This is a genomic window from Nostoc sp. C117 (assembly GCF_043099735.1).
Classification (GTDB): domain Bacteria; phylum Cyanobacteriota; class Cyanobacteriia; order Cyanobacteriales; family Nostocaceae; genus Nostoc.
In genome coordinates this window covers 1,085,044-1,106,787 of sequence record NZ_CP170991.1, presented here as the reverse complement: position 1 = coordinate 1,106,787, position 21,744 = coordinate 1,085,044, and the positions used below count along the sequence as shown (strand labels likewise).

Here is a 21,744-nt window from a genome sequence, read left to right as displayed (position 1 = left end):
CAACTGTCAATATGAAATCCCATCCCCTTTACGGGGTGGGATGAGCTTAACCCCTCAACATTTTTAAGAGTGGAATATGACAGTTACTAAAGGCAGAAATGCCAAAAGAAATCCATGCCAGGACTGAAATTGAGCTTCTGAGGTTATTTCTGGTGGTGCTAATAAAGCTTCTACTCTTTGCTCTAAACGATCTGCACTAGAAGAACCTAATGCAGCACAGCAAATTTCTGATGACACAGGGCTACTACTAACTACCAACAGCAGTGATTCTGCTAGCACTAGAGGATCTACTTGCAATGCTGCATAACTATCGGCGCGGAGTTCGCGCAAAACTAACAGTTCTTGCCACAAAGGCTCTGTATTTGGCAACCATGCAGTGCAGGAACGCACCCAACCCAGCCAAAAAAACCAGAAAGTATCCCTGTACTGGTAATGCCCTTGCTCGTGTGCTAAGACGCTTTCTAAATGATTTGGTGAGAGAGCTTGCAGTAATCCTTGGCTAACGACTAATTCAGGTTGCCAAAAACCAATTTGCCCAGCAAACATCGCCTCTGTTTGCAGTAACCTGGCTCGTCTATCTCCCACATTCACCAGGGGACAATTCCGGGCAGATTCCACAGACTGCCAACCCTGAAAAGCAAGTTGAATGCATAAGATGGCAAAAATTGCTAAATAAATTAATGCCAGCAGATAACTAATTGAGCCTGTGTACATCCCGCCCATGTTTCCTTGGGGTCCCATGAACAACACAGCGATCGCTGTCATAAAAATTAGCAAAGGGGGGAAGAGAAACAAAAATAGCGATCGCCGCCACCGCAAATTCCAACTACCTTGGGGTTCTCTCCAAGAGGATCTTAACCACCAGGCAACTGCCAAAGCAATCAAAATCATCATTAGATGCATCATTGTTCCTCCCTGGCTTGGCGCGCAGATTGTATGCGTTTGGCGATCGCTGCTATTTGCTCGCTAGCTGCTTCATCCAGACTATCGGCGAAGGCTGCAACAACATCAGGGTTTCCCACCGCCAGAAATCGCTGTAACTGCTCGTGAGCTTTGATTACCTCTGACTGCTGCTTACTTAACATTGGCCGCCAATAAAATGCCCGCTCTTTTTTGTCGCAAGCCAGCCAACCCTTATCAGTGAGGCGTCGCAGAACAGTGGTTACAGAAGTATAAGCTAATTCGCGGTTGGGATCGGCCAAAATGCGATCGTGGACATCTTTGACTGTGACTGAACCAAGTTCCCAGATGATATTTAATATTTCCGCTTCCAAAGGACCTAAAGATAGTTGTTTAGGACGGTAGTCGGGTAAAGGTGCCATAGTAATTTTTGAAGGGAAGTGGGCATGGAATGAGGGGGATGAGGGAGATCGGGGGCAAGGGAGACAAGGGAGACAAGGGGACAAGGGAGACAAGGGAGACAAGGGGGCAAGGGAGACAAGGAGATAAACAAAACTCTTAACTCCTAACTCTCTTAACTCAGCACGGGCTGAACGCTCCTCTAGCGCTAACAGCACTCCTAACACCCAATGCCCTTATTGTTTTACATTACAAGATCGTGGAGCAGGTCTGAAAGTCTAAAATCATAAAAATGGGTTTTTTGAGTATTTATCTATTGAATGGGATAGATTGTGGATTTTGATGCTCAAAAATGCTGTGTGATAAATTGTGACTATAGTTATTGACACCAACTAGGTAGAATATTATTTGCGGCAGTAGTATTAAAGCAGGTGTATCCAGCGCGTGAAGCTATTCGTATACCACACTCCGGAATTGACTCCAACGGATAAAGTGCCAGAATGTGCGATCGCAGTCGATGTATTGCGAGCCACTAGCACAATAGCAACTGTCTTGGCAGCTGGAGGCGAAGCTGTACAAGTATTCAGCGATTTAGATCGACTAATCGCAGTTAGTGAAAAATGGCCTCCTGAAAAACGTCTCCGGGCTGGAGAACGCGGTGGCGCTAAAGTCGCTGGCTTTGAGTTGGGTAATTCTCCTCTCGACTGCACAGCAGAATTAGTCCAGGGGCGTCGGTTGTTTATCAGTACCACCAATGGCACCCGTGCTTTACAAAGGGTAGAAGACTCCCCAAATGTAATCGCAGCAGCCTTAATTAACCGAGCAGCGGTAGTGCAATTTCTTTTAGAAAAGCAACCCAATACAGTATGGATTGTCGGTTCAGGCTGGGAAGGCAGTTTTTCTTTAGAGGATACAGTTTGTGCAGGTGCCATCGCTCATAGTGTTTTACAGCAAACTCAATTGTCACCAGAAGAACTAGCTGGTAACGATGAAGTAATTAGTGCGATCGCTCTTTACTCTCAGTGGCAAGATAACTTATTAGAATTATTCCATCAAGCCAGTCACGGCCAACGGTTGTTGCGTCTTGACTGTCAAGAAGATTTAAAATATTGTTCCCAAACTGATGTTTTAGATGTCTTGCCAATCCAACAAGAAATAGGAGTTTTAAAAAGGGGATAGGGGATAAGAGGCGGAGGGGCAGAGGGGCAGAGGGGCAGGGGAGACAGGGGGACAAGGGGACAAGGGGACAAGGGGACAAGGGGACAAGGGGACAAGGGGACAAGGGGACAAGGGGAATTATTGAATAATTCTCTCCCTTGTCTCCCCCCTCTTCCTTGTCTACCTTGTCTCTTCTCCATGCCCAATGCCCTATGCCCCATGCCCAATTTTAAAATCTATGAGCATTTCCCGTAGTCTTTGTCGCCAATGGGGGGGATAATTTTTGAGAACTGCTGAAATTTTCCCACAAGCAAGGACGGAATAGGCAGGGCGACGGGCGGGTGTGGGATATTCGGCGGTTGTAATGGGGACAATACTTGCAACTTTTAGAGGAAACCCCAGCTGTTGGGCTTCTTCAAAAATGGCAACAGCAAAGTCATACCAGCTAGCGACACCGCTATTAGTGTAGTGATAAGTGCCGCTAATTTCTAAGCTCAACTGGGGAATCATCTGGGCTATGACTGTGGCTATATCTTGCGCCCAAGTGGGGCTACCAATTTGATCGGCGACGATACGCAGTTCTGGGCGTTCTGCACCTAATCGCAGCATGGTTTTGACAAAGTTACTTTTGCCAAAGGTTCCATAAACCCAAGCAGTGCGGAGGATGAGGTGATGGGCGCACGTTTCCCGAATTGCTTCTTCTCCAGCGAGTTTGGTTTTGCCATACACACTCAAGGGATTTGTCACATCGGTTTCCTGATATGGATGACATGTATTGCCATCAAAAACGTAATCGGTGGAAATATGAATTAAGAAAGCTTTTAATTTCTGGCTTTCTTCAGCGAGAATTAAAGGTGCAGTAGCATTAATAGCGGTAGCAAGTTCTGGTTCGCTTTCTGCTTTATCCACAGCAGTATAAGCAGCAGCGTTAACGATGATTTGTGGCTTTTTTTCTCTGATGATGCTGCGGAGAGTCTCAGGCTGGGTAAGGTCTATTGTTGGGCGTGCCACTGAGATAATATCACCATAAGGTGAGAGGATTTGTTGCAGTTCCTTACCCACTTGACCATTACTACCAATCAGCAGAATTGATTTACTCATTAATCAAAGATTTCAGCGGTTTTAAAAGATTTACCAGCTTGGTCTTTGGCTGATAAGATAGGTGGCGCACTCAGCGGCCAATCGATAGATAAATCTGGGTCGTTCCATAAAATTGTGCGATCGCCTTGGGGTGAGTAGTAATCTGTAGTTTTATACATAACTTCTGCTATTTCTGAAAGCGCGAGAAATCCGTGAGCAAAACCTGGTGGTATCCACAGCAGAGGTTTGTTCTCAGCACTGAGTTCATAACCCACCCACTTACCAAAAGTAGCTGAGCTTTTTCTAATGTCTACGGCTACGTCAAAAATAGTACCGACAATAGGACGAATGAGTTTTCCTTGGGGTTGTTGAATTTGGTAGTGCAATCCACGCAAGACGTTTTGTTTAGAGCAAGAGTGATTATCTTGGACAAAGTTTGTCACAATCCCTGTTTCTTGTGCAAATTTTTGGTGGTTGTAAACTTCAAAAAAGAAACCGCGATCGTCTGCAAATACTTGAGGTTCAAGTTGTAAAACTTCGGGAATTTTGGTATGTACAATTTTCATTAATATTATTTATTACGATCTGTCGCGTGTTCTGATTGTTAGATGAATTTTGCATTTATATTTTACAGGCACTATAGTCAAACTTTGATGATGGTTTGTCCGATTTTTAATAAGTGAATTAGGTGAGTTCAATTTGACAGTCATCACCAATCAGAAATCTCAAGGCTTTGGGGCGACGGGGTGCAAGAGTTAATTGTGCCCTTTGTCCAATGACACTATCAATAATGCGCTGATGAATGCCGGCGATTTTAGCATTTTCTAAAATCACGCTGTGTTCTAAATCAGTATCAATGAGTGTGGCGTTGTTAGCAATGCTACTATAAGGACCAATAAAGCAGTTTTCTAAATGACAATTGCTACCAATGATTACTGGACCCCGAATTGTGCAGTTAATGACTTTAGATTTTGCACCGATTTTAACTCGCCCAATAATCTGACTTTGGGCATCGACTTCACCGATAATTGATGTTGTTAGATAGGTATCGAGAATTAAACGATTAGCTTCTAATAAGTCATCTTTTTTACCAGTATCTAACCACCACCCTTCTAATTTGTGAGCTACAACGTTCTTTTTTTGATTAATTAGGTATTGAATAGCATCAGTGATTTCAAGTTCGCCTCTATTGGAAAGTTGGATATTGGCGATCGCATCAAAAATAACGTGAGAAAAGAAATAAACCCCTACCAATGCCAGATTTGAAGGAGGAACTTTCGGTTTTTCAATTAATTGTAATACCCGTCCTGTTTCATCAACTTCAGCCACACCAAAGGCGCTAGGATTGGTAACCGAACGTAAGAGAATCAAAGCATCTGGCTGCTGTTGGCTAAATTGTTGTAAAAAGTAACTTAAGTCACCTAGTTGGATCAAGTTATCGCCCAAGTACATGACAAAAGCAGAATCACCTAAAAAGGGATGGGCGATTTGGACGGCGTGAGCAAGTCCAAGTGGTTGGTCTTGTACAATGTAGGTGATGTTCGCTCCAAATAATTCTCCATTTCCAGTTTTCCCTCTGACTTCTGTTCCGGTTTCCGGGCTGATAATGATACCAATATCAGTAATACCAGCAGCAACCATTTCTTCAATGCCATACCATAAAACAGGTTTATTAGCAACTGGTACAAGTTGTTTCGCTCCGCTATAAGTCAGGGGACGTAGCCGTGTACCTTTACCACCAGAAAGAATTAGTGCTTTCATAAGGATTTGTTATTGGGTATGGGGCGTTAGGAGTGTTGTACATGAATAGCGGGGCGTTTAGCCCGTGCTGAGTTAGGAGTTTTGTTTATCTCCTTGTCCCCTTGTCTCCCTCATCTCCGTGCCTTACTCAACGGTATTATTCTACACGTAGCGGGATAAGACTTCTGCGGTTGCTTTTCCTGTTTTTTCCCAACTGAATTGTTGGGAGTGAGTGATACCTAAGCTAGAAAGGCGCGATCGCAATTCCGCATCAGTTGCAATAGCTTGCATCGCCTCTGTAATTTCCCCTCTATTGTAGGGATCGATTAGAATTGCTGCTTCACCAGCGACTTCTGGAAGAGAGGAAAGGTTGGAAGTAATGACAGGAGTACCACAAGCCATTGCTTCCAACACTGGAAAACCAAAGCCTTCCCAGAGGCTTGGGAAAACAAGAGCGATCGCCCCATTAATAATTTTTGGCAATTCGCTGTAAGGAATATAGTCGAGGAATTTCACCTGATTAGTTATACCTAGTTCCTCAACTTGCGCTTTTAAAACTGGGGTGTAACGCTCATCAGTTGGTCCTGCTAGCCACAGTTCATAGTCACCATTGTTTGGTAGTGCAGCAAAGGCGGTAATGAGACGCTGTAAGTTTTTGTAGGGATCTTGGCGTCCAATGTAGAGAAAGTAATTGCTGGTGGGTAGATTGAGAAAACGGAAGTGATGGCGATCGTGAGCCAGCAGGATAGGAGTAATTTTGCTAACTGGAATGTGGAAAAAATCCGTAATTTCCTTAGCAGTGGATAGGGAGTTGCAGATAACGTGTTCGGCTTGAGTGATGACTTGGGGAATGTAGTAGCGATGATATGGTGTCAAAGGAGAGAAGCGTTTGGGAAAACGCAACGGAATAAAATCGTGAACCATCACCACAAAACGACAGTTCCCATAGAGTGGTGCTTCTGGAAGTGGGGAAAATAAAAGGTTAGATTTAAGATTTTTATAGATTTGCGGTAATTGAAATTGCGTCCAAAACAGCCGGCGAATATGACCTTTTGTACCTTGAGCAGGAGTCAGATTATCGGGAACTGAGTAACAGTTAAATTCGGAGTAACTTTCAGCAGTTAATAAAGTAGGGTTAAGAGTTTTTAAATAAGGGAAAATATTTTTGGCATAGTTACTTATGCCTGTTGGTCGAGAAAAAATAATCGATAAATTTATGATTAATTTATTAGAGAAATTACTATCTATCATCTTGATTAAATAATGCTTCTATAAGCCTTTAAAGTTTCCTTTGCTGTTTTTTCCCAAGAAAATAATTTTGCTCTTTTTTTACCTTTATCAATTAAATTTTGCCGTAATTGGGAATCACTAATTACTTTGAAGATAGTCTCAGCTAATTGTATGTAGTCATTAGGATCGATTAATATACCTGCATCTCCTGTAACCTCTGGTATTGATGAACTATTAGAGGTGACTACAGGTGTACCCAGCGTCATTGCTTCCAATACAGGCAAACCAAACCCTTCATAGTAAGAAGGATAGACGAAAACATCGGCTTTTGAGTAAAATAATCCTACTAATTCATCAGATAAGTAGTCAAGATGATGAATTTGGTTTTTCCAATGAGAATTTTCAATAGCTGTGAATATTGGTTCGTACTTCCATCCCTTCTTCCCAATCAATACTAATTGATGCTCAATTTTATATTTTTGCTTGAGAAAATTAAAAGCTAAAATGACAGCATTGATATTTTTTCTCGGTTCTATAGTACTAACAAAAAGTAGATATGGTTTGGAAAAATCATACTTAACTTGCTTTTCTATATTTAGAATATTTACACCAGATAAGTAATTAGGATTGTAGCGACTAGCTAGAGGAGTAACATATATTTTTTCTGGCTTAACTTGGAAATATTCGATAATGTCTTTTTTAGAACTTTCGGAAATAGTTATCACTAAATCCGTCCATTTTAAGCATTGTCTAATTCTATCTGTGTAACTTCTAACTATCCAGTTAACAAAATTAGGATACTTTATATAAGTCAGATCGTGAATCGTCATTACCTTTAAGCTTTTAGCACAGGGATATACTATATGATCTGTGCCATGAATGATATCTGGAAAGCCTAAATATTTTTCGTAATAAGGAATAATTGGATTAGGAAACTTAGATAAAATCTGAGTAACGCTAACTGGAAGAGGTAATGTATAAACTTGAGTGTCTAAATTTAGAATATTAGGTACTATTAATCTACCCGTCAACCAATTTTTTAGTCTAGGTTGATATGCAATTCGCATCTGAAAACTTTCTGAATTTTGCAGCGCATTTAGTGCATAAATTAAATTATAAACGTATAATCCAATTCCACTAGGTTGGCTAGTTAAAGATGTAGCATCAATTGCTATAGTTAACATTTTTTATTTATTAAATACACGAAGAATTAAATAATATTTTCATTTCACGAGCATAACTTTCCACAGTATGAAAATTTTGATAGCCTTTTTGCATTTCTTTTATTTTATTTTTGACCGTTAAAGATTTTGATAGATTGATAATTTTACTCACAATAATGTCTGGCTGACTCCATTCTATAATTAATTCTTCTAGTCCATATTTAGAAAGCTCTGTAGCCATCCAAGTCCCTTTGGTAACAACAGGAATCTTACCTGCCATAATGCATTCAGTAAAGATACCTGATGTACGTTCACGATATGCATCAGCATCGTATGGTAGCAATATTATATTGCTAGTTTTTAGCCATTTCAAATAATCTAATTTTGATAAATTCTGGGGAATTAGCTCAACTCTAATACCACTTAAAACAGTTGATAGTTCAGAGCTTTCAGCAGCTACCACACATATTTTTTTTGCTTCTTCCGACATAGAAGTTATCAAAGATTTTATGATATCCCATCCCTTCTCTGCTCGTGGCGCTCCCGGCCACCAACAGATTACTTCATTAATTAAATCAGGAATCGTATCAACATCGATAAAATCTGTGTGGGGTATCGGCATTACAGTCACTGATTCGTTAAAGTAATTAGATAGTGACTTGCTTAAACTTTCACTGTCAGTAAGTAGGTGAAATTTACCTGGTTCTAAAATTCGTTTGATGAATTTGTTTAATAACTTGTAAATACTCCGAGTTTTATCTTGATGAGTGTCTCTGCGGTAAAGTAGCCAAACAGACAAATTTTCTTTAGGGATTAGACATAAAGCAATTAGTAATCCTAAAAGTTGCACATGAATAAATCTTTCTAGAAAAATTATGTTATGTTTTGAATTAGGTAATATTTCTTTTTTTAAGTATTTAGCAATACTAGATCCAAATTTATAGATATCGTTACACTTAAATATCCTAATTATCGGATTGATTGTTAATTCTAAATTTTCACTACTCAGACAAGGCTGCCAATTAATAGGTAAATCTACAATTTTCGGTTCTGGTGCAACAGCGGCTATATGCTTCCAACCAAGTAAATTGGCAGCTTTAGTTATAGAAGTATGATATGGAATTATATGACCTTCTCCTCCCATCAAATTGGGAATGATTGAAATCAAAATTGGTATTGACTCACTAGCGTCATTTTCATTCATGCTTACTCAAAAATCGATTAAACTGGAATTAGCCGGACTGTTTCTTTTAATTCTTTAACCAGATGAATTGCAGCTTGATGATGAGATAGGGTTTGAGTGTTATCCTCTGTTCTACTTGTTAATAAAAGTATGGGATTGCAACCAGCATTAACAGCACACTCAATATCACTAAATGCATCCCCAATAAAAAATGAATTGGATATTTCAACTAAATGTTTTTCTGAAGCTTTAAATATCATGTGCGGTGATGGCTTCCGACATTTACAGTTCTGAGCTGGTTGGTGAGGACACATAAAAATATCTTGAAACTCCACATTGAAGCGTTCATATTCTTGACGCATCCGAGTATGGACTGCTTCAACATCACTCATAGAAAAATAGCCTCTAGCAACACCAGACTGATTTGTGATTACAATCAGTAAATATCCTGCATCCTGCCACTTTTTTAAAGTTTCCCCAGCACCAACAGGAATTTTTACCTGATTGGGATGGCTTAGATATGGAACATATTCGATTAAAACACCATCTCTGTCTAGAAATAGAGCTTTATTCGGTTTATGACTGAGATAATAATTATTGCCTGTCATCAACTGCAAATTACCACTTAGACAAAAAATTATTTTAAAATCGGTTGGTTAAATAAAACAAATTTTAGCAACCTGTTTTTGCAAATAACTGCAATTCTACTTGTTCGCAGATTCGATGGTATGTAATTACATGGATTTCTTGTATTAGTGGTGTATGTTGTTCGTCAACAAACAAAGGATAGTCCACCAGAGGTTTTGTTATTCCCCCACCATTACCCGCCATTCCTATAGTGCTAATTCCCAGCTTTTGAGCTGCTTCTAAAGCGCGAATGACATTTTTGGATTTACCAGAAGTGGAAATTCCCCAGAGAATATCTCCCGGTTTCCCCAAAGATTCCACTTGTCGGGAGAAGACGGTTTCAAAATCATGATCGTTTGTCCAAGCTGTGATAATAGCCGAGTTGCTTCCAAGAGCGATCGCGGGTAAACCTTTACGATCGATCAGAAAGCGTCCAATAAACTCAGCAGCTATATGTTGGGCATCAGATGCCGAACCTCCATTACCACAGATTAACAAGGTCTGCCCTTGTTGAAAACGTTCTACAATCAGATTAACTACTATGTCTATAGCCTTGCAATACTCTGGTGTAAAAGCAGTTTTTAAACCTTTCAGTTTATCTTGAACCCAATAATCCAAAGTTTTTCCTCACTTGTTGTCTGGTACCAGTTTTTCTTTTTGCGTCCCAAACCACTCAATAGTTTTTGTCAATCCAACTTCTAGAGATGTCAAAGTTAAATCAGGGATATATTGTTGAAGTTTCCCAATAGCTAAACATTTAGATTTAGCACCAACATAACGCCCAGTATCAAATTGAATTGCGTTAAAGTCATAATCTACTTTCTCACAAATCAGCTTGGCAAAGTGTCTAATAGTAAACTCTTCACCCGCACCGATGTTTATTAATTGGTTATCCACGCTAGCTGCTAGTTGAATCATGATGTTGACGAAATCATCAACAAAAACGAGTTCTCTTGATTGATACCCATCTCCCCAAAGGATTACAGGCTCACCATAAAGTTTAGCGCGAATAATCTTGCGGATCAGGTCAAAGATAAAATGCATCTGCCGCCCATCTGTGTGATAGCCCGGTCCGTAGAGGGTTGAGGGAACTAAGCAAAGGTATTTCAAGCCAAATTGTTTATTTAATGCTAGATGTCCCGCATACAGCATCCGCTTAGTCATGGCGTAGGTAAACAGGCTATCTATAGGTATTCCTGTCAGATAGTTTTCTTCTACTAGTTCTAAATCGGGGGCGTAAGCACAACTAGTACCCATACTAATCAACTTTGCTTGAGGTTGATACTTGTGCCACCAAGTGAGTACGTTTGTATTAATTTGCTGATTGATAATCCACTGTTCGCCAGGATGATACAAGCAGAAGTCACCAGCCTGAGTCCAAGCCGCTAAATGATATATGCGATCGTAGGCTTCCTGCTTAAATTGCAACAGTGAATCTTGCTGAGTCAGATCGCAGTTTTTGGAGTTCAAGCGGACTACTTCATAGCCTTGAGATTCCAACTGCGAACAAAGAATTGTGCCCAGAAAGCCTGTAGCACCAGTGACAAGGATTTTCATCGTTAAGCGTCCTTGGGATTGACAGGAAAGTAAAATTCTACTCCTTTTTGAATTAAGTGTTGGTTATTGGACAAAATTTCTTTTTTAAAGTTCCAGGCTAGCACGTAGTAAATATCTGGTAGTTCCTGTAGCTCACTTTCGATGACTATGGGAATATGCATTCCTGGCGAGTAAAGTCCACGGCGCAGTTCGTTCTTTTCTACCAGACAATTAATATACTCCGTTCCCACACCAAAATAGTTCAACATTGTATTGCCTTTAACAGGCGCACCAAAACCAAAAATTTGCTTACCCTGTTCTTTAGCTTGTTGCAAATAGGCAAGATTTTCAGTCTTCATTTGTTGAATTCGTTGAGCAAATTCTAGGTATGTGGATAATTCGTTACTTTTGTCATCTACTTCTGCTTGACGCATCGCTTGCAAATGCTCGGTTGGTTCTTTTTTGCCTTGATGTGTAACGTAAGCAATAATCGAACCGCCGTGAATCGGTGAGAGGTAGGCATCAAACATGGATAAACCATGTCTGTTTAAGAGTACCTCAATAGTGTTGAGATTATAGTAGAGTAAATGCTCGTGGTAAATCTGGTCAAATGCTAAATTCTCGACAATGCGTTTCATGTAGAGAAACTGGACAACAAAAACTCCATCATCCCGCAAAGCTTCACGAATTCCTTCTGTAACTGAATGTAGCTCTTCTAAGTGAAAGAATACACCAGCAGCGTTGATGAGGTGGAATTGGCGATCGAGTTTTTTAACTATATCGAGATTGAAAAACTCATTGAGAGTTGTTATTCCTGCGTCGTTGGCTATCTTTGCAGTAGTTTTTGAAGATTCAACACCAAGAACATCGTAACCTAAAGCTTTAAAGTGCTTAAGTTGAGTTCCATCATTAGAACCAATGTCAAGAACAGATTTACCTGAAGTTTCTTGAAAAAACTTGCTGTCTACTTTCTCGGCTACATTTTTAAAATGTTCGCTTAAAGAACGAGTCACACCCGATAAATAAGTGTGATCGCCAAACATAATTTCTTTTTTAACAGTGTAGTCTAGCTGTACTGTGCGACAGTCCTGACAATACAAAACACGGAGGGGATAGAAAGGTTCTTGACCAATTTCTTCTTTTTTGAGAAAATGATTGCACCAAGGCTGAGAACCAAGGTCAATAGCAAGTTCCAAATTGGTAGAGTCACAAACGCGGCATTTCATAGCTATAATATATTTCTCTAAATACTGTTTTGTGATGTGTAAGCCTTACCCCAAGCAATAACAGGCATTTCTATATAGCGATGTATTAATTCAATCAGGAGTAAGAAGGGTATACTTCCAAGCATTAAAGCCCAACTATACAAGTAGGGATGCTTAAAGTTAAACTCTACTCGCTGTAGTAGATAGCCTATGAGGGCAAGTACTTGGAAATGCATAACATATATTGTATAACTCCTTTTACCTAGATAATCTAGAAATGTCCTAATTAGAGGAATCTCAGTGAATATAATATCTTTGTCCTCCTTCGCAATAACAACAATGCTTACTAACGAGGCTGCAAATATAAAATACAAGATTGTATTGTAACTTTCGTAGTGTGAAAACTCTGGGTAGAGTAACGTAAATGTAAGACATAAATAAAACAAACTTCTTCTTGGCGGAATACGCAAACTTAAATATGAAATCAACATTCCCAACAATATTAGATCGTATCTAAATCCATTATTCTGCATTAGGATCTTGAGAATTGAGACTATTTTATTTTGATTGGTATTTAAATAACAGAAGGTCAGCAAACGCAGAATAACCCCCCATAAAAACCATATTCCTACTACCAGTAAAATTCTAATTTTCTTGGAAGGGAGTAAATAAGTTAGAGGAAAAAATAAATAAAACTGTTCTTCTGTTGATATTGACCAAAGTCCAAGTAAAGATAGCACCATCTTAACTGAACGATCAAACATTCTAGAAAAATTAGAAATAAATAATATCATGTAAGTGACTGTAACTAAGATGTTGGGGTAAGTTCCATAAAACTGAACATCTTTAGTAAAATATGCCATTATTAGTGTAATGCCAATAGAAATCAAAAGAACTGGCAAAATTCTGCACAATCTGCGTATGTAGAAAGATAATGGATTAAAGATGTATTTTTCTGTAGATATTGTAATTACATATCCGCTGATGACAAAAAATAAAGGAACTCCTACCCAAAAAGGACTAGGAAGCTTGAACCAAGCAAAAATTCCTGTAGTTAAAGGCATATGGGCAAATACTGTCAGGAGTACTGCAAAACCTCGAAGTCGTTGAATATCTCCAATTTTCTTCGCTGGCGATTTCATAGAAATTGATTCATTAATCAAAGTTGCTAACTAGTTTTCAAAAATGGTATTTTTTATCGAAAAATATTAATTTTAAGTACTGGCGAGTAGGAAAAATCAACGAGCAACTAAGAAAAATTTATTTTGAAGCATATCCAAAAATAAATTTCCCCAAGTTTTTATTTTTTTATCCGAAAATAACCAAAATATGCATCTGAAGTTATCTGAATAGGAGTTCCATTTAGGTAAAAAATTAGAAGGGATTCTTGCTAAATAAGTCAACCTAATTAAACATAAAATTATTTTTTTGTTCGCAGTAGTAATTTACACGAAAGTGCTAATATAAACATTTTATTTTTTTAGTTGAACTACTTAGTATGCTACCAGAAGAGCAGAATTCTCACAATCATACTTAAGCTCATTATTTGATTTAGAACGCTAAATCAGTCAATAGAGTTCAGCCTCTAAACTTAGAAGCGATCGCTGCGTGAGAGAATCTTGATAATCAGTAGTGGCGATCGCTCTTTTCAGAGAAGAGTGTGTTTTTGGCAATTATGTAATGATTTTGCTCTAAATACAGTTAAAAAAGTTTTTATTTGCAATACTTTTGGCAATTTTGACGAGTCAGGCGTTCGTGCTATAAGTATGTATTGTGTTGTCCGTATAAATTGGGAAAAGCCATAATTATTAAAAATTATTTTTAGATTAACACGTAAAATAAATCACTTAGTGTTGTATAAAGATAATATTGCTTTCATAAAAAGTGGTTCCCTGGTTTGGTTTTCTGACGAATTCGCCATTATTATCCTTGGTTATCTAGTCCTATTTACGTCTTCCTAAAGGAGCCGTAGGCAAAAAATTTAGGATTTTGTATAGCCTTCTAAGTATAATCTACCACGGAGCTTAACCATGACCAGCCCAGCTTTTGATTTGATTGGCTTAACTCAACTACGTAATAACTCAGTATTTGCGGGTATTGACGGTAGTGGGATGACAGTCGCAGTAATAGACACAGGACTGGATCATACTCATTCGCTGCTAGATGATAACTATATTACTGGCAAAGATTTTGTTTACGGGGATGATGAGCCAGAAGATGGAGAGGGACATGGTACTCATGTCGCAGGCATAATTGGGGCGGAAGATCCGAATATTGGAGTTGCACCTGATGTTAAGTTAATCGGCTTGAAGGTCTTTGATGATAATGGAGGTAGTGCTACTAATACAGATATTGAAGCTGCTTTACAGTGGGTAATTGACAATAAAGACCGTTACAACATTGTCGCCGTAAATATGTCACTAGGAAGTGGATTTTATACATCCCCTTCTGAGGCTTCTGGTGATATAACGATCGATCAGGTAAAAAGATTAGAAGAATTAGGCGTTGTTGTTGTCTCAGCTGCTGGTAACTCATATAAAGATCACGAATATCAGAATTTTGGTGGCCCAGCAATTTTTAGCACGTTATCCGTGGGCGCTGTCTGGCAAGATGGAGTTAATGATGACGTAGCATGGGCTTCGGGATCGATTGATTATACAACCGGTGCCGATCGCATAACTAGTTTTTCTCAACGCTTAGTTGCGCCAAACACCATATTTGCACCTGGTGCATTGATTACCAGCACAGCACCTGGTGGTGGTTTCCAGCAAATGGCCGGAACAAGTCAAGCATCTCCGGTGGTGGCCGGAGCTGTAGCTTTGATGCAAGAAGCAGCCACTAAATTTGGGGGACGTTTGTTGAGTCCATCAGAAATTGTAGATATTATACGCTCAACCGCAGATACTATTTTTGATGGTGATAATGAAGATGATAATGTTGATAACACACAGACTTCCTATCCGCGCCTAAATATTTATAAAGCAGTACAGGAAATTCAAAGGCGATTTGGTCAAACTGCTCCTAGTGGAGACCCGAATGGAAGTATTCAGGGAGCTTATATTGGTCCAATTTTGGATGGAACTACTGCGATTAATCCTATTTTGGGTAGTATTGGCATTGATGGTGGTACGACTAATGTCGGGAATAAAGATGTTGATATTTTCAAATTTGAAGTGCGATCGCGTGGCACGATTACCATTAAACTAGGTTCTAATTCTTCAAGTCCTGCGGATTTTGATACTCTTTTACGCCTCTTTAATACTTCCGGTCAAGAGCTTGCTTTTAATAATGACTCAGGCTCTAGTAAATTCTCGACAATTACAGCCACTCTCGATCCTGGTGTTTATTATGTGGGAGTAAGTGGCAATAACAATCGCAACTATAATCCTAATGTTGCCGCTAGCGGTGTCGCTGGTCAAACAGGTAATTATTCCTTACAATTCCAACTGAGCAATTCTGACCCCAATGGAATTCTCAGTGGTGCCGTCCCAGTTAATCTGGGGACGGATTTAGAACCTTTGTTTTTCAATGGTATTTTAGGCTCTGACCCCATCGAGAACTCCGATCAACGTATTAACATTGGCGCAGCAGATGTAGATATCTTCAAAGTAGTTGCACCAGATAATGGCATTTTACTAATTGATGTTGATACTCCCTATCAAAATGGCTTTGTTGATTCACTTCTGAGAGTCTTTGATACCAGTGGTAATCAGCTATTTGTTAATGATGATGCCCAATCTTTTGATAGCAGTTTAAATTATACAGAGTTTACTGATTCTAGGTATCCTAATCTGATTTTTGAAGATCCTAGCGATCGTACTTACTATCAGGGACATACCAGTGATAGCTTTATCGGTCTAGAAGTAGAACGAGGAGAAACACTATATATTGGTATTTCGGATTATGAAAACAGCTCCTACAATCCCAATAACCTTAATGGACGTTCTGCAAGTGGTACAGGTGGAAAATTTGACTTAACCGTACAGTTTTTTAATAAAGACCAAAATGGCAGTATCACTCAAGCATTAGATAGCTCTGTCAGACCTCTTCCCAGTACTAAAGCAGCAGGATTTATTGGCGGCGATAGTAACTTTAATACTGGGGAATTTATTGAGGTTGGCGATCGGGATGTGGATTTTATCAAAATAAATTCTCCCACCGCAGGTATTTTGGAAATCGATATAGATTCCTATGACGATCCTTCCATTTCCGATCCCGTTGATACAGTCGTCTTTATCTACAACCAACAAGGAAAACTCTTAGCTTCTAACGATGATACCGACTCATCTGTAGACCCACTTTTACGCTATCAAATTGCAGCCAATACAGATTACTTTGTCGCTGTAGCTGGCTATGGCAATGACTCTTTTAATCCTTTTCAACTTGGTAGTGGTTCATCAGGCGATACAGGAGAATATAAATTTAGCAGCAGACTTTTACCACTATCTCAAGCCAATTCTTTATCTAATAACAAATCCACTGGTGGATCTGTACAAAATCTCTCTTTAGGAACAACTGTTTTTGGCAATATTGGTGATGACAACGGCTTTGTTATCGGTGCTAGTGATATTGATATCTATCGCTTTACCTCAACTGTCAGTGGTAAAGTTACAATTCGAGTCAATACCAATGAAGAATTTAGTGCTGATACTTTCCTCCGAGTCTTCAATGCTCAAGGCACAGAAATAGCCTATAACAATAACGAAAATTCTTTAACTAGGGGAAGTGCTGTTGAGTTATCTGTCACCGCTGGTACTCAATATCTAATTGGTGTTAATGGTGCGAGTTCTCAAGCAAGAAGTTACAATCCCATCACAGGTACAGGAGCGGCCAATGGTAGTCAAGGTAACTATTCTATATCTATTGATAGTAATAGTAATAGTTCTACTAGTCGCTGGCAGATTAACGGCACAGGAGATTTCAACAAAGATGGAAATCAGGACATTCTTTGGCACAATGCCTCCACAAACCAAAATGGTGCATGGTTAATGAACTCTGGTGGTGCAAATATCGGCTGGCAAGGCATGGCGGGTAACCCCACAGGTTGGGAAATAAACGGCACAGGCGATTTCAACAAAGATGGCAATCAGGACATTCTTTGGCACAATGCCTCCACAAACCAAAATGGTGCATGGTTAATGAACTCTGGTGGTGCAAATATCGGCTGGCAAGGCATGGCGGGTAACCCCACAGGTTGGGAAATAAACGGCACAGGCGATTTCAACAAAGATGGCAATCAAGACATTCTTTGGCACAATAATTCTACAAACCAGAATGGTGCATGGTTGATGAACTCTGGTGGTGCAAATATCGGCTGGCAAGGCATGGCGGGTAACCCCGCAGGTTGGAACATCAACGGTACGGGAGATTTCAACAAAGATGGCAATCAGGACATTCTTTGGCACAATAATTCTACAAACCAGAATGGTGCATGGTTGATGAACTCTGGTGGTGCAAATATCGGCTGGCAAGGCATGGCGGGTAACCCCGCAGGTTGGAACATCAACGGCACAGGCGATTTCAACAAAGATGGAAATCGGGACATTCTTTGGCACAATAATTCCACAAACCAGAATGGTGCATGGTTGATGAACTCTGGTGGTGCCAATATCGGCTGGCAAGGTATGTCTCCTAATCCCTAATCCTTAACGAAAAAATGACTCTAAAGACCAATACGGTTCAGTTAAAGTTAAAACTATTTAACCTGACTGTCTAACGCTCTCCTAAAAAACAAGGCACAAGGGAAGAGGATTTGACTTATTTCTTCCATCCATAACGGAAGCGATCGCGTCCGTAAACAGCTTCTTACACTAAAGATGCTACATCGCAATGCTAACCCTTGTGAATTTGGAAACTTACACTATATGTAAAGCATCAGTGTAAATAGCTCACTACTACAAAAGAAGATATGCGAATTCTAATTATGGAAGGCAGTCTTTTGTTACTCCTAACTGCGGTGACAACTGGCTGTGTCGGTTCTTCCTCTGTTACCAAACAGTCGCAAACCTTGCCAGCAAGCACCGAGCAGCCGACGAAGCAAACTGTATTGGCCTCAACACCTACACCAACTGGAAAAGCTACAGAGAATTCTACCCCAGAAGCCACTACTGCCACAAATCCGACGGGCTGTGAAACTAGCCAATTGTCAGTGCGGCGAGTCTCCGAAGATGCTGGTGTTGGGAATGTTGCACTCACCTATGCCTTTACAAATAATGCCTCATCCCCTTGTAACCTCTACGGTTATCCCGGATTGGCACTGCTGGATGCAAAAGACCAGCCTTTGCAAGGGATTAAAGTTATTCGCTCCAAGAACACTTACTTTTCGAGTAATCAACCTCGACAACAGGTAACTCTAGCTCCTGGAAAACAAGCCTTATTTCAGATAGCATACAACCACATTAGTTCCCCAGAAAAAAACTGCCCAACATCTAGTAAGATTGAAATTACACCTCCTAATACTTACCAGCACTTTACCCTGACAGAACAAATCAAGCCTTGCACTGGCAAGGTCAGAGTGACTCCAGTGCGAGCTGTTGGTACTCAACCCTAGTAAATTTCTGTAATTTACTCAAAAACCCAAAAAAAGCATAAGTTTAATCAAAGCCTCTGATAAGTTCAGTATTGTACTGTTCAAAAAGGTTAAAAATTATATGCAAGGAATTGATGTTGCCGATCAAGATGGCAGAGTAGATTGGACAGCAGTAAAAAACTCTGGTAAAACTTTTGCTTTTGTCAAAGCCACGGAAGGAGCTACTGTCAAAGATTCTGCTTTTCCTCATCACTGGCAGACTATGAAAGCTGTTGGTATTATTCGGGGCGCTTATCATTTCTTTCACCCCCATACATCTGACCCGGTTCTGCAAGCAAAGGAATTCTTAAAAACGGTGGGGCAATTACAACCAGGAGACCTACCACCAGTTCTAGATGTAGAGGTAACTGACAAAGGAAATAGCCAAGGTGTAATTAATGCAGCCAAACAGTGGTTAGCAGAGGTGGAAAAAGGTCTTTTACAACAAACAAAAAAAGCAATCAAACCGATTATTTATACCTACCCCGGTTTCTGGCAAGAACTTGGCAATCCATCTGATTTTGCTGATTATCCTTTATGGATTGCCCACTACAACACTCCCGCCCCAAGCATTCCTGGGGCTTGGCAGGGGCAATACATAATCCATCAATATGCAGGTGATATCTCTGGTGTAGTTGGTGTTAGTGGTCGAGCCGATTTGAATAGATTTAATCCATTACAGCTAGGAGATTCTGGACTAAGAGTCAAACAATTACAACAGCAATTAAAAGATATTGGATTATATACTAATGCTATTGATGGGCATTTTTCTGAGTCAGTTAAAAATGCAATTGTTAGTTTTCAAACATCTAAAGGATTGCAAGCTGATGGAATTGTTGGTATAAAAACTTGGGTAACCTTACTGTGGATTTAAATTGATTCTAAATTCTCAAGCCAGAATTAAAAATCAATAGACCACAATCCGGTTCAGTTAGTCCTAAAAACCCTAGAGTGCATTGTTTCTATTGACTAACAAAATATGTTCTGGCATTTTTGGGTTTCGCTTCCTTCCATCCAACCTAGTATTATCTTTAAATGAACCGTATTGGAATATAGCCACTTCTAAAAAAGCCCTAATTTTGCTCAGAAGGCTTTGCAATATTGAGATATCTGAACTAACATCGCAATTGACAAAATTGGGATTTTACCTGGAAAAAACCTTTAAGAACTCGCTTTAGTGAACTAAACTTAACGCACCTGATAGCTTGATTCACTTCTACCCACTGCCGTTTTCTTTTAGTTGCTTCTGGATAATCTTCGCTCAGGATATCTACTGATAATAAATACATATTGACTCGGTAAGCTTTGCCTCCTTTCCTGTATTTGTATGTACCGAGTTTATTCGTGTCTACCTGCCCAATTACCCCTGCTTCTTCCCACGCTTCTTTAGCTGCTGAATCAGGCGAACTCATTCCATTGGGAATATCTCCTTTGGGAATTACCCAATGCTGATGGTTACGGGTTGTAATCAACAAGATTTCAACTTTACCATTATTAACTCTATAAGGAATTACTCCAGACTGTTTAAGGACTTTGCTGACTTTTCGACTCATGCAACTTACATCCTGTAACGTTTCAATTTTTTGTACAATGTTTATTTCAAAAAGTCGGTAACTGATACCGGATAATTTTTGATTAATTTAAAGTTATATAAAGGTTAAATAAACCTTGTTTTATTGATAATAGTTAATGATTAAAACTTTTTAATTATTCAAGGTTGCACTTTATTTGGAAGCATAGAGTGTTCCAAAAATTTGTTTTACCAGTGATTTAAATTATTGCTACAATTGATGTTGTACTGATATTGTTGCATACATAACAATACTACTTTATTTTTCCAATATACCTAATCTGTGTTAGTCATAGTGTAACGCACCATCACAAGATTGTGGTGCTGAGATTTTTGCAAAAAAAATTACGATTTCTATAAATTTTTGCTGATAACGTTAACTTGAATTTTTCTGATTTTGGTAGATGTACATTGAAGATATTGGCTGTAAATTGACTTCATTACTCTCATCTTCATTAGTATTTTTAAATAATGCTGTAAATGCACCAGCCCCTAATCTATCTTGAGGAAACATTCGATAACAAGGCATGGTAGTTAAATGGGATTGATATTTTTCTAAATTACTAATTTCGACCGCTTTAAAATTGGGAAAACGTTCTATAAACCATTCACAAACCTGTTCGTTTTCTTCATATGAGTAGGTGCAAGTCATATAAGAAAGATATCCTTGTGGTGAAACGATTTTAGCAGAGTTAGCTATAATACGTTTTTGTCGATTTGCACTTTTATTAATAGCTGTTGGATGAAAACAACCGGGTGCTTTTTCACCTTTAGCAAGTAGTGATTGTCCAGTACAAGGCGCATCTACTATTACGAGGTTGCAAGAAGATGGGATTATTTCGGCAAATATACTTGAATCTCTATTAACTACAGCGCTAGGGGTAATATGGCAACGCTTCAAATTAGAAATTAGCATTCCCAGACGTTTACCAATCACTTCATTACTAATGAGTAAATCAGGTTGCAAAGCTTTCCAAGCGAAGATACTTTTACCTCCAGGTGCAGCGCACATATCAAAAACTAAATCCACTGACTGAGGAATTACTAACAAGGTAGTAGCGGCAAACACTGAAGAAAAATCTAAACAATAAAAATATCCTTTTTCATGTAGGGAATGCTGACCAGGTTTTTCTCCCAATTGTAAACGGTCAATAAATTGTGGTTGCCAATAGGTTGGTTTTTCCACTGCAAAAGGCGAAATTTCTGGCTTTTCCTGACACCAAAGAATAGTAGATGGAAAAGGCTGAGGATTTATTAACGCCTCAATAAATTTTTCTTGTTCATCTAGATTAGTAAACAACCGCCGCGAAACTTTAAGTAATAAGTTAGAATGCTTTTCCATGTAAATATATATAATACAAATTTTCAATCATTTTTAGCCTGAT

19 protein-coding genes are annotated in these 21,744 nt (G+C 39.2%); 4 read left to right on the top strand and 15 right to left on the bottom strand.

From position 1 onward, the window contains the following. Window positions 1-63: 63 nt before the first annotated feature. Window positions 64-903 carry a M56 family metallopeptidase gene (locus ACFG4S_RS06115; protein WP_392535921.1) on the bottom strand — a complete coding sequence of 280 codons (840 nt, stop codon included), beginning with the start codon at window positions 901-903 and terminating at the stop codon, window positions 64-66. After that, window positions 903-1,322 (bottom strand): BlaI/MecI/CopY family transcriptional regulator, encoded by a 420-nt coding sequence (locus ACFG4S_RS06110; RefSeq protein WP_292857766.1) that lies wholly within the window; start codon window positions 1,320-1,322, stop codon window positions 903-905. Before ACFG4S_RS06110 ends, ACFG4S_RS06115 begins: the two co-directional genes overlap by 1 nt. 421 nt (window positions 1,323-1,743) lie before the next feature. Between ACFG4S_RS06110 and ACFG4S_RS06105 the strand changes: the two genes are divergently transcribed. After that, the gene (locus ACFG4S_RS06105; protein WP_392533946.1) at window positions 1,744-2,478 is read left to right on the top strand and encodes a 2-phosphosulfolactate phosphatase family protein; all 735 of its coding nucleotides are present in this window, start codon (window positions 1,744-1,746) and stop codon (window positions 2,476-2,478) included. 189 nt (window positions 2,479-2,667) lie between these two features. Here the strand turns inward: ACFG4S_RS06105 and rfbD are convergent, their stop codons facing one another. From rfbD to ACFG4S_RS06050, 11 genes are all read right to left on the bottom strand, one after another. Then, window positions 2,668-3,558, bottom strand: a complete 891-nt coding sequence (gene rfbD, locus ACFG4S_RS06100) for a dTDP-4-dehydrorhamnose reductase (RefSeq protein WP_392533945.1) — start codon at window positions 3,556-3,558, stop codon at window positions 2,668-2,670. Beyond that, window positions 3,558-4,103, bottom strand: a complete 546-nt coding sequence (gene rfbC, locus ACFG4S_RS06095; protein WP_392533944.1) for a dTDP-4-dehydrorhamnose 3,5-epimerase — start codon at window positions 4,101-4,103, stop codon at window positions 3,558-3,560. The genes rfbD and rfbC overlap by 1 nt, the downstream gene beginning before the upstream one ends. Before the next feature lie 118 nt (window positions 4,104-4,221). Then, on the bottom strand, window positions 4,222-5,298 hold the full coding sequence (locus ACFG4S_RS06090) for a glucose-1-phosphate thymidylyltransferase (RefSeq protein WP_392533943.1): 1,077 nt from the start codon (window positions 5,296-5,298) through the stop codon (window positions 4,222-4,224). Between the two features lie 141 nt (window positions 5,299-5,439). Beyond that, entirely contained in the window at window positions 5,440-6,528 is a 1,089-nt protein-coding gene (locus ACFG4S_RS06085; protein ID WP_392533942.1) for a glycosyltransferase family 4 protein, read from the bottom strand. Window positions 6,529-6,533: 5 nt separating this feature from the next. After that, window positions 6,534-7,691, bottom strand: a complete 1,158-nt coding sequence (locus tag ACFG4S_RS06080) for a glycosyltransferase family 4 protein (protein ID WP_392533941.1) — start codon at window positions 7,689-7,691, stop codon at window positions 6,534-6,536. A gap of 10 nt (window positions 7,692-7,701) precedes the next feature. Beyond that, window positions 7,702-8,874, bottom strand: coding sequence for a hypothetical protein (locus tag ACFG4S_RS06075; RefSeq protein ID WP_392533940.1), 1,173 nt, complete (start codon window positions 8,872-8,874; stop codon window positions 7,702-7,704). A gap of 17 nt (window positions 8,875-8,891) precedes the next feature. After that, complete coding sequence (locus tag ACFG4S_RS06070) at window positions 8,892-9,461, bottom strand: D-glycero-alpha-D-manno-heptose-1,7-bisphosphate 7-phosphatase (RefSeq protein WP_392533939.1); 570 nt, start codon at window positions 9,459-9,461, stop codon at window positions 8,892-8,894. 64 nt (window positions 9,462-9,525) lie between these two features. Continuing rightward, window positions 9,526-10,098: a D-sedoheptulose 7-phosphate isomerase gene (gmhA, locus tag ACFG4S_RS06065; protein WP_392533938.1), complete on the bottom strand. Its 573-nt coding sequence runs from the start codon at window positions 10,096-10,098 to the stop codon at window positions 9,526-9,528. Between the two features lie 9 nt (window positions 10,099-10,107). Continuing rightward, on the bottom strand, window positions 10,108-11,037 hold the full coding sequence (locus ACFG4S_RS06060) for an NAD-dependent epimerase/dehydratase family protein (protein WP_392533937.1): 930 nt from the start codon (window positions 11,035-11,037) through the stop codon (window positions 10,108-10,110). A gap of 2 nt (window positions 11,038-11,039) precedes the next feature. Further along, entirely contained in the window at window positions 11,040-12,242 is a 1,203-nt protein-coding gene (locus ACFG4S_RS06055) for a methyltransferase domain-containing protein (RefSeq protein ID WP_392533936.1), read from the bottom strand. Window positions 12,243-12,259: 17 nt separating this feature from the next. Continuing rightward, complete coding sequence (locus ACFG4S_RS06050) at window positions 12,260-13,363, bottom strand: acyltransferase family protein (RefSeq protein ID WP_392533935.1); 1,104 nt, start codon at window positions 13,361-13,363, stop codon at window positions 12,260-12,262. Window positions 13,364-14,251: 888 nt separating this feature from the next. Here ACFG4S_RS06050 and ACFG4S_RS06045 point away from each other — a divergent pair. The 3 genes from ACFG4S_RS06045 (at window position 14,252) to ACFG4S_RS06035 (ending at window position 19,663) form a co-directional block, all read left to right on the top strand. Then, window positions 14,252-17,863 carry a S8 family serine peptidase gene (locus ACFG4S_RS06045; protein ID WP_392533934.1) on the top strand — a complete coding sequence of 1,204 codons (3,612 nt, stop codon included), beginning with the start codon at window positions 14,252-14,254 and terminating at the stop codon, window positions 17,861-17,863. 266 nt (window positions 17,864-18,129) lie between these two features. Continuing rightward, a complete protein-coding gene (locus tag ACFG4S_RS06040) occupies window positions 18,130-18,771 on the top strand; it encodes a DUF4232 domain-containing protein (protein ID WP_392533933.1) in 642 nt (213 codons plus the stop codon). A 100-nt stretch (window positions 18,772-18,871) separates the two neighbouring features. Next, complete coding sequence (locus ACFG4S_RS06035) at window positions 18,872-19,663, top strand: GH25 family lysozyme (protein WP_392533932.1); 792 nt, start codon at window positions 18,872-18,874, stop codon at window positions 19,661-19,663. A gap of 241 nt (window positions 19,664-19,904) precedes the next feature. Here the strand turns inward: ACFG4S_RS06035 and ACFG4S_RS06030 are convergent, their stop codons facing one another. Together ACFG4S_RS06030 and ACFG4S_RS06025 are read right to left on the bottom strand one after the other, a co-directional pair. Continuing rightward, on the bottom strand, window positions 19,905-20,342 hold the full coding sequence (locus ACFG4S_RS06030; RefSeq protein ID WP_392533931.1) for an NUDIX hydrolase: 438 nt from the start codon (window positions 20,340-20,342) through the stop codon (window positions 19,905-19,907). Window positions 20,343-20,735: 393 nt separating this feature from the next. Further along, window positions 20,736-21,701 (bottom strand): RsmB/NOP family class I SAM-dependent RNA methyltransferase, encoded by a 966-nt coding sequence (locus tag ACFG4S_RS06025; RefSeq protein WP_392533930.1) that lies wholly within the window; start codon window positions 21,699-21,701, stop codon window positions 20,736-20,738. Window positions 21,702-21,744 lie beyond the last annotated feature (43 nt).

Excerpts from the sequence above, each read along its gene's own strand:
- ACFG4S_RS06055 (WP_392533936.1), bottom strand. The coding sequence starts at position 12,242 with ATGAAATGCCGCGTTTGTGACTCTACCAATTTGGAACTTGCTATTGAC.
- ACFG4S_RS06060 (WP_392533937.1), bottom strand. The coding sequence starts at position 11,037 with ATGAAAATCCTTGTCACTGGTGCTACAGGCTTTCTGGGCACAATTCTT.
- ACFG4S_RS06075 (WP_392533940.1), bottom strand. The coding sequence starts at position 8,874 with ATGAATGAAAATGACGCTAGTGAGTCAATACCAATTTTGATTTCAATC.
- rfbD (WP_392533945.1), bottom strand. The coding sequence starts at position 3,558 with ATGAGTAAATCAATTCTGCTGATTGGTAGTAATGGTCAAGTGGGTAAG.
- rfbC (WP_392533944.1), bottom strand. The coding sequence starts at position 4,103 with ATGAAAATTGTACATACCAAAATTCCCGAAGTTTTACAACTTGAACCT.
- ACFG4S_RS06045 (WP_392533934.1), top strand. The coding sequence starts at position 14,252 with ATGACCAGCCCAGCTTTTGATTTGATTGGCTTAACTCAACTACGTAAT.
- ACFG4S_RS06110 (WP_292857766.1), bottom strand. The coding sequence starts at position 1,322 with ATGGCACCTTTACCCGACTACCGTCCTAAACAACTATCTTTAGGTCCT.
- ACFG4S_RS06035 (WP_392533932.1), top strand. The coding sequence starts at position 18,872 with ATGCAAGGAATTGATGTTGCCGATCAAGATGGCAGAGTAGATTGGACA.
- ACFG4S_RS06090 (WP_392533943.1), bottom strand. The coding sequence starts at position 5,298 with ATGAAAGCACTAATTCTTTCTGGTGGTAAAGGTACACGGCTACGTCCC.
- ACFG4S_RS06025 (WP_392533930.1), bottom strand. The coding sequence starts at position 21,701 with ATGGAAAAGCATTCTAACTTATTACTTAAAGTTTCGCGGCGGTTGTTT.
- ACFG4S_RS06030 (WP_392533931.1), bottom strand. The coding sequence starts at position 20,342 with ATGAGTCGAAAAGTCAGCAAAGTCCTTAAACAGTCTGGAGTAATTCCT.
- ACFG4S_RS06070 (WP_392533939.1), bottom strand. The coding sequence starts at position 9,461 with ATGACAGGCAATAATTATTATCTCAGTCATAAACCGAATAAAGCTCTA.
- ACFG4S_RS06050 (WP_392533935.1), bottom strand. The coding sequence starts at position 13,363 with ATGAAATCGCCAGCGAAGAAAATTGGAGATATTCAACGACTTCGAGGT.
- ACFG4S_RS06115 (WP_392535921.1), bottom strand. The coding sequence starts at position 903 with ATGCATCTAATGATGATTTTGATTGCTTTGGCAGTTGCCTGGTGGTTA.
- ACFG4S_RS06080 (WP_392533941.1), bottom strand. The coding sequence starts at position 7,691 with ATGTTAACTATAGCAATTGATGCTACATCTTTAACTAGCCAACCTAGT.
- ACFG4S_RS06085 (WP_392533942.1), bottom strand. The coding sequence starts at position 6,528 with ATGATAGATAGTAATTTCTCTAATAAATTAATCATAAATTTATCGATT.
- ACFG4S_RS06040 (WP_392533933.1), top strand. The coding sequence starts at position 18,130 with ATGCGAATTCTAATTATGGAAGGCAGTCTTTTGTTACTCCTAACTGCG.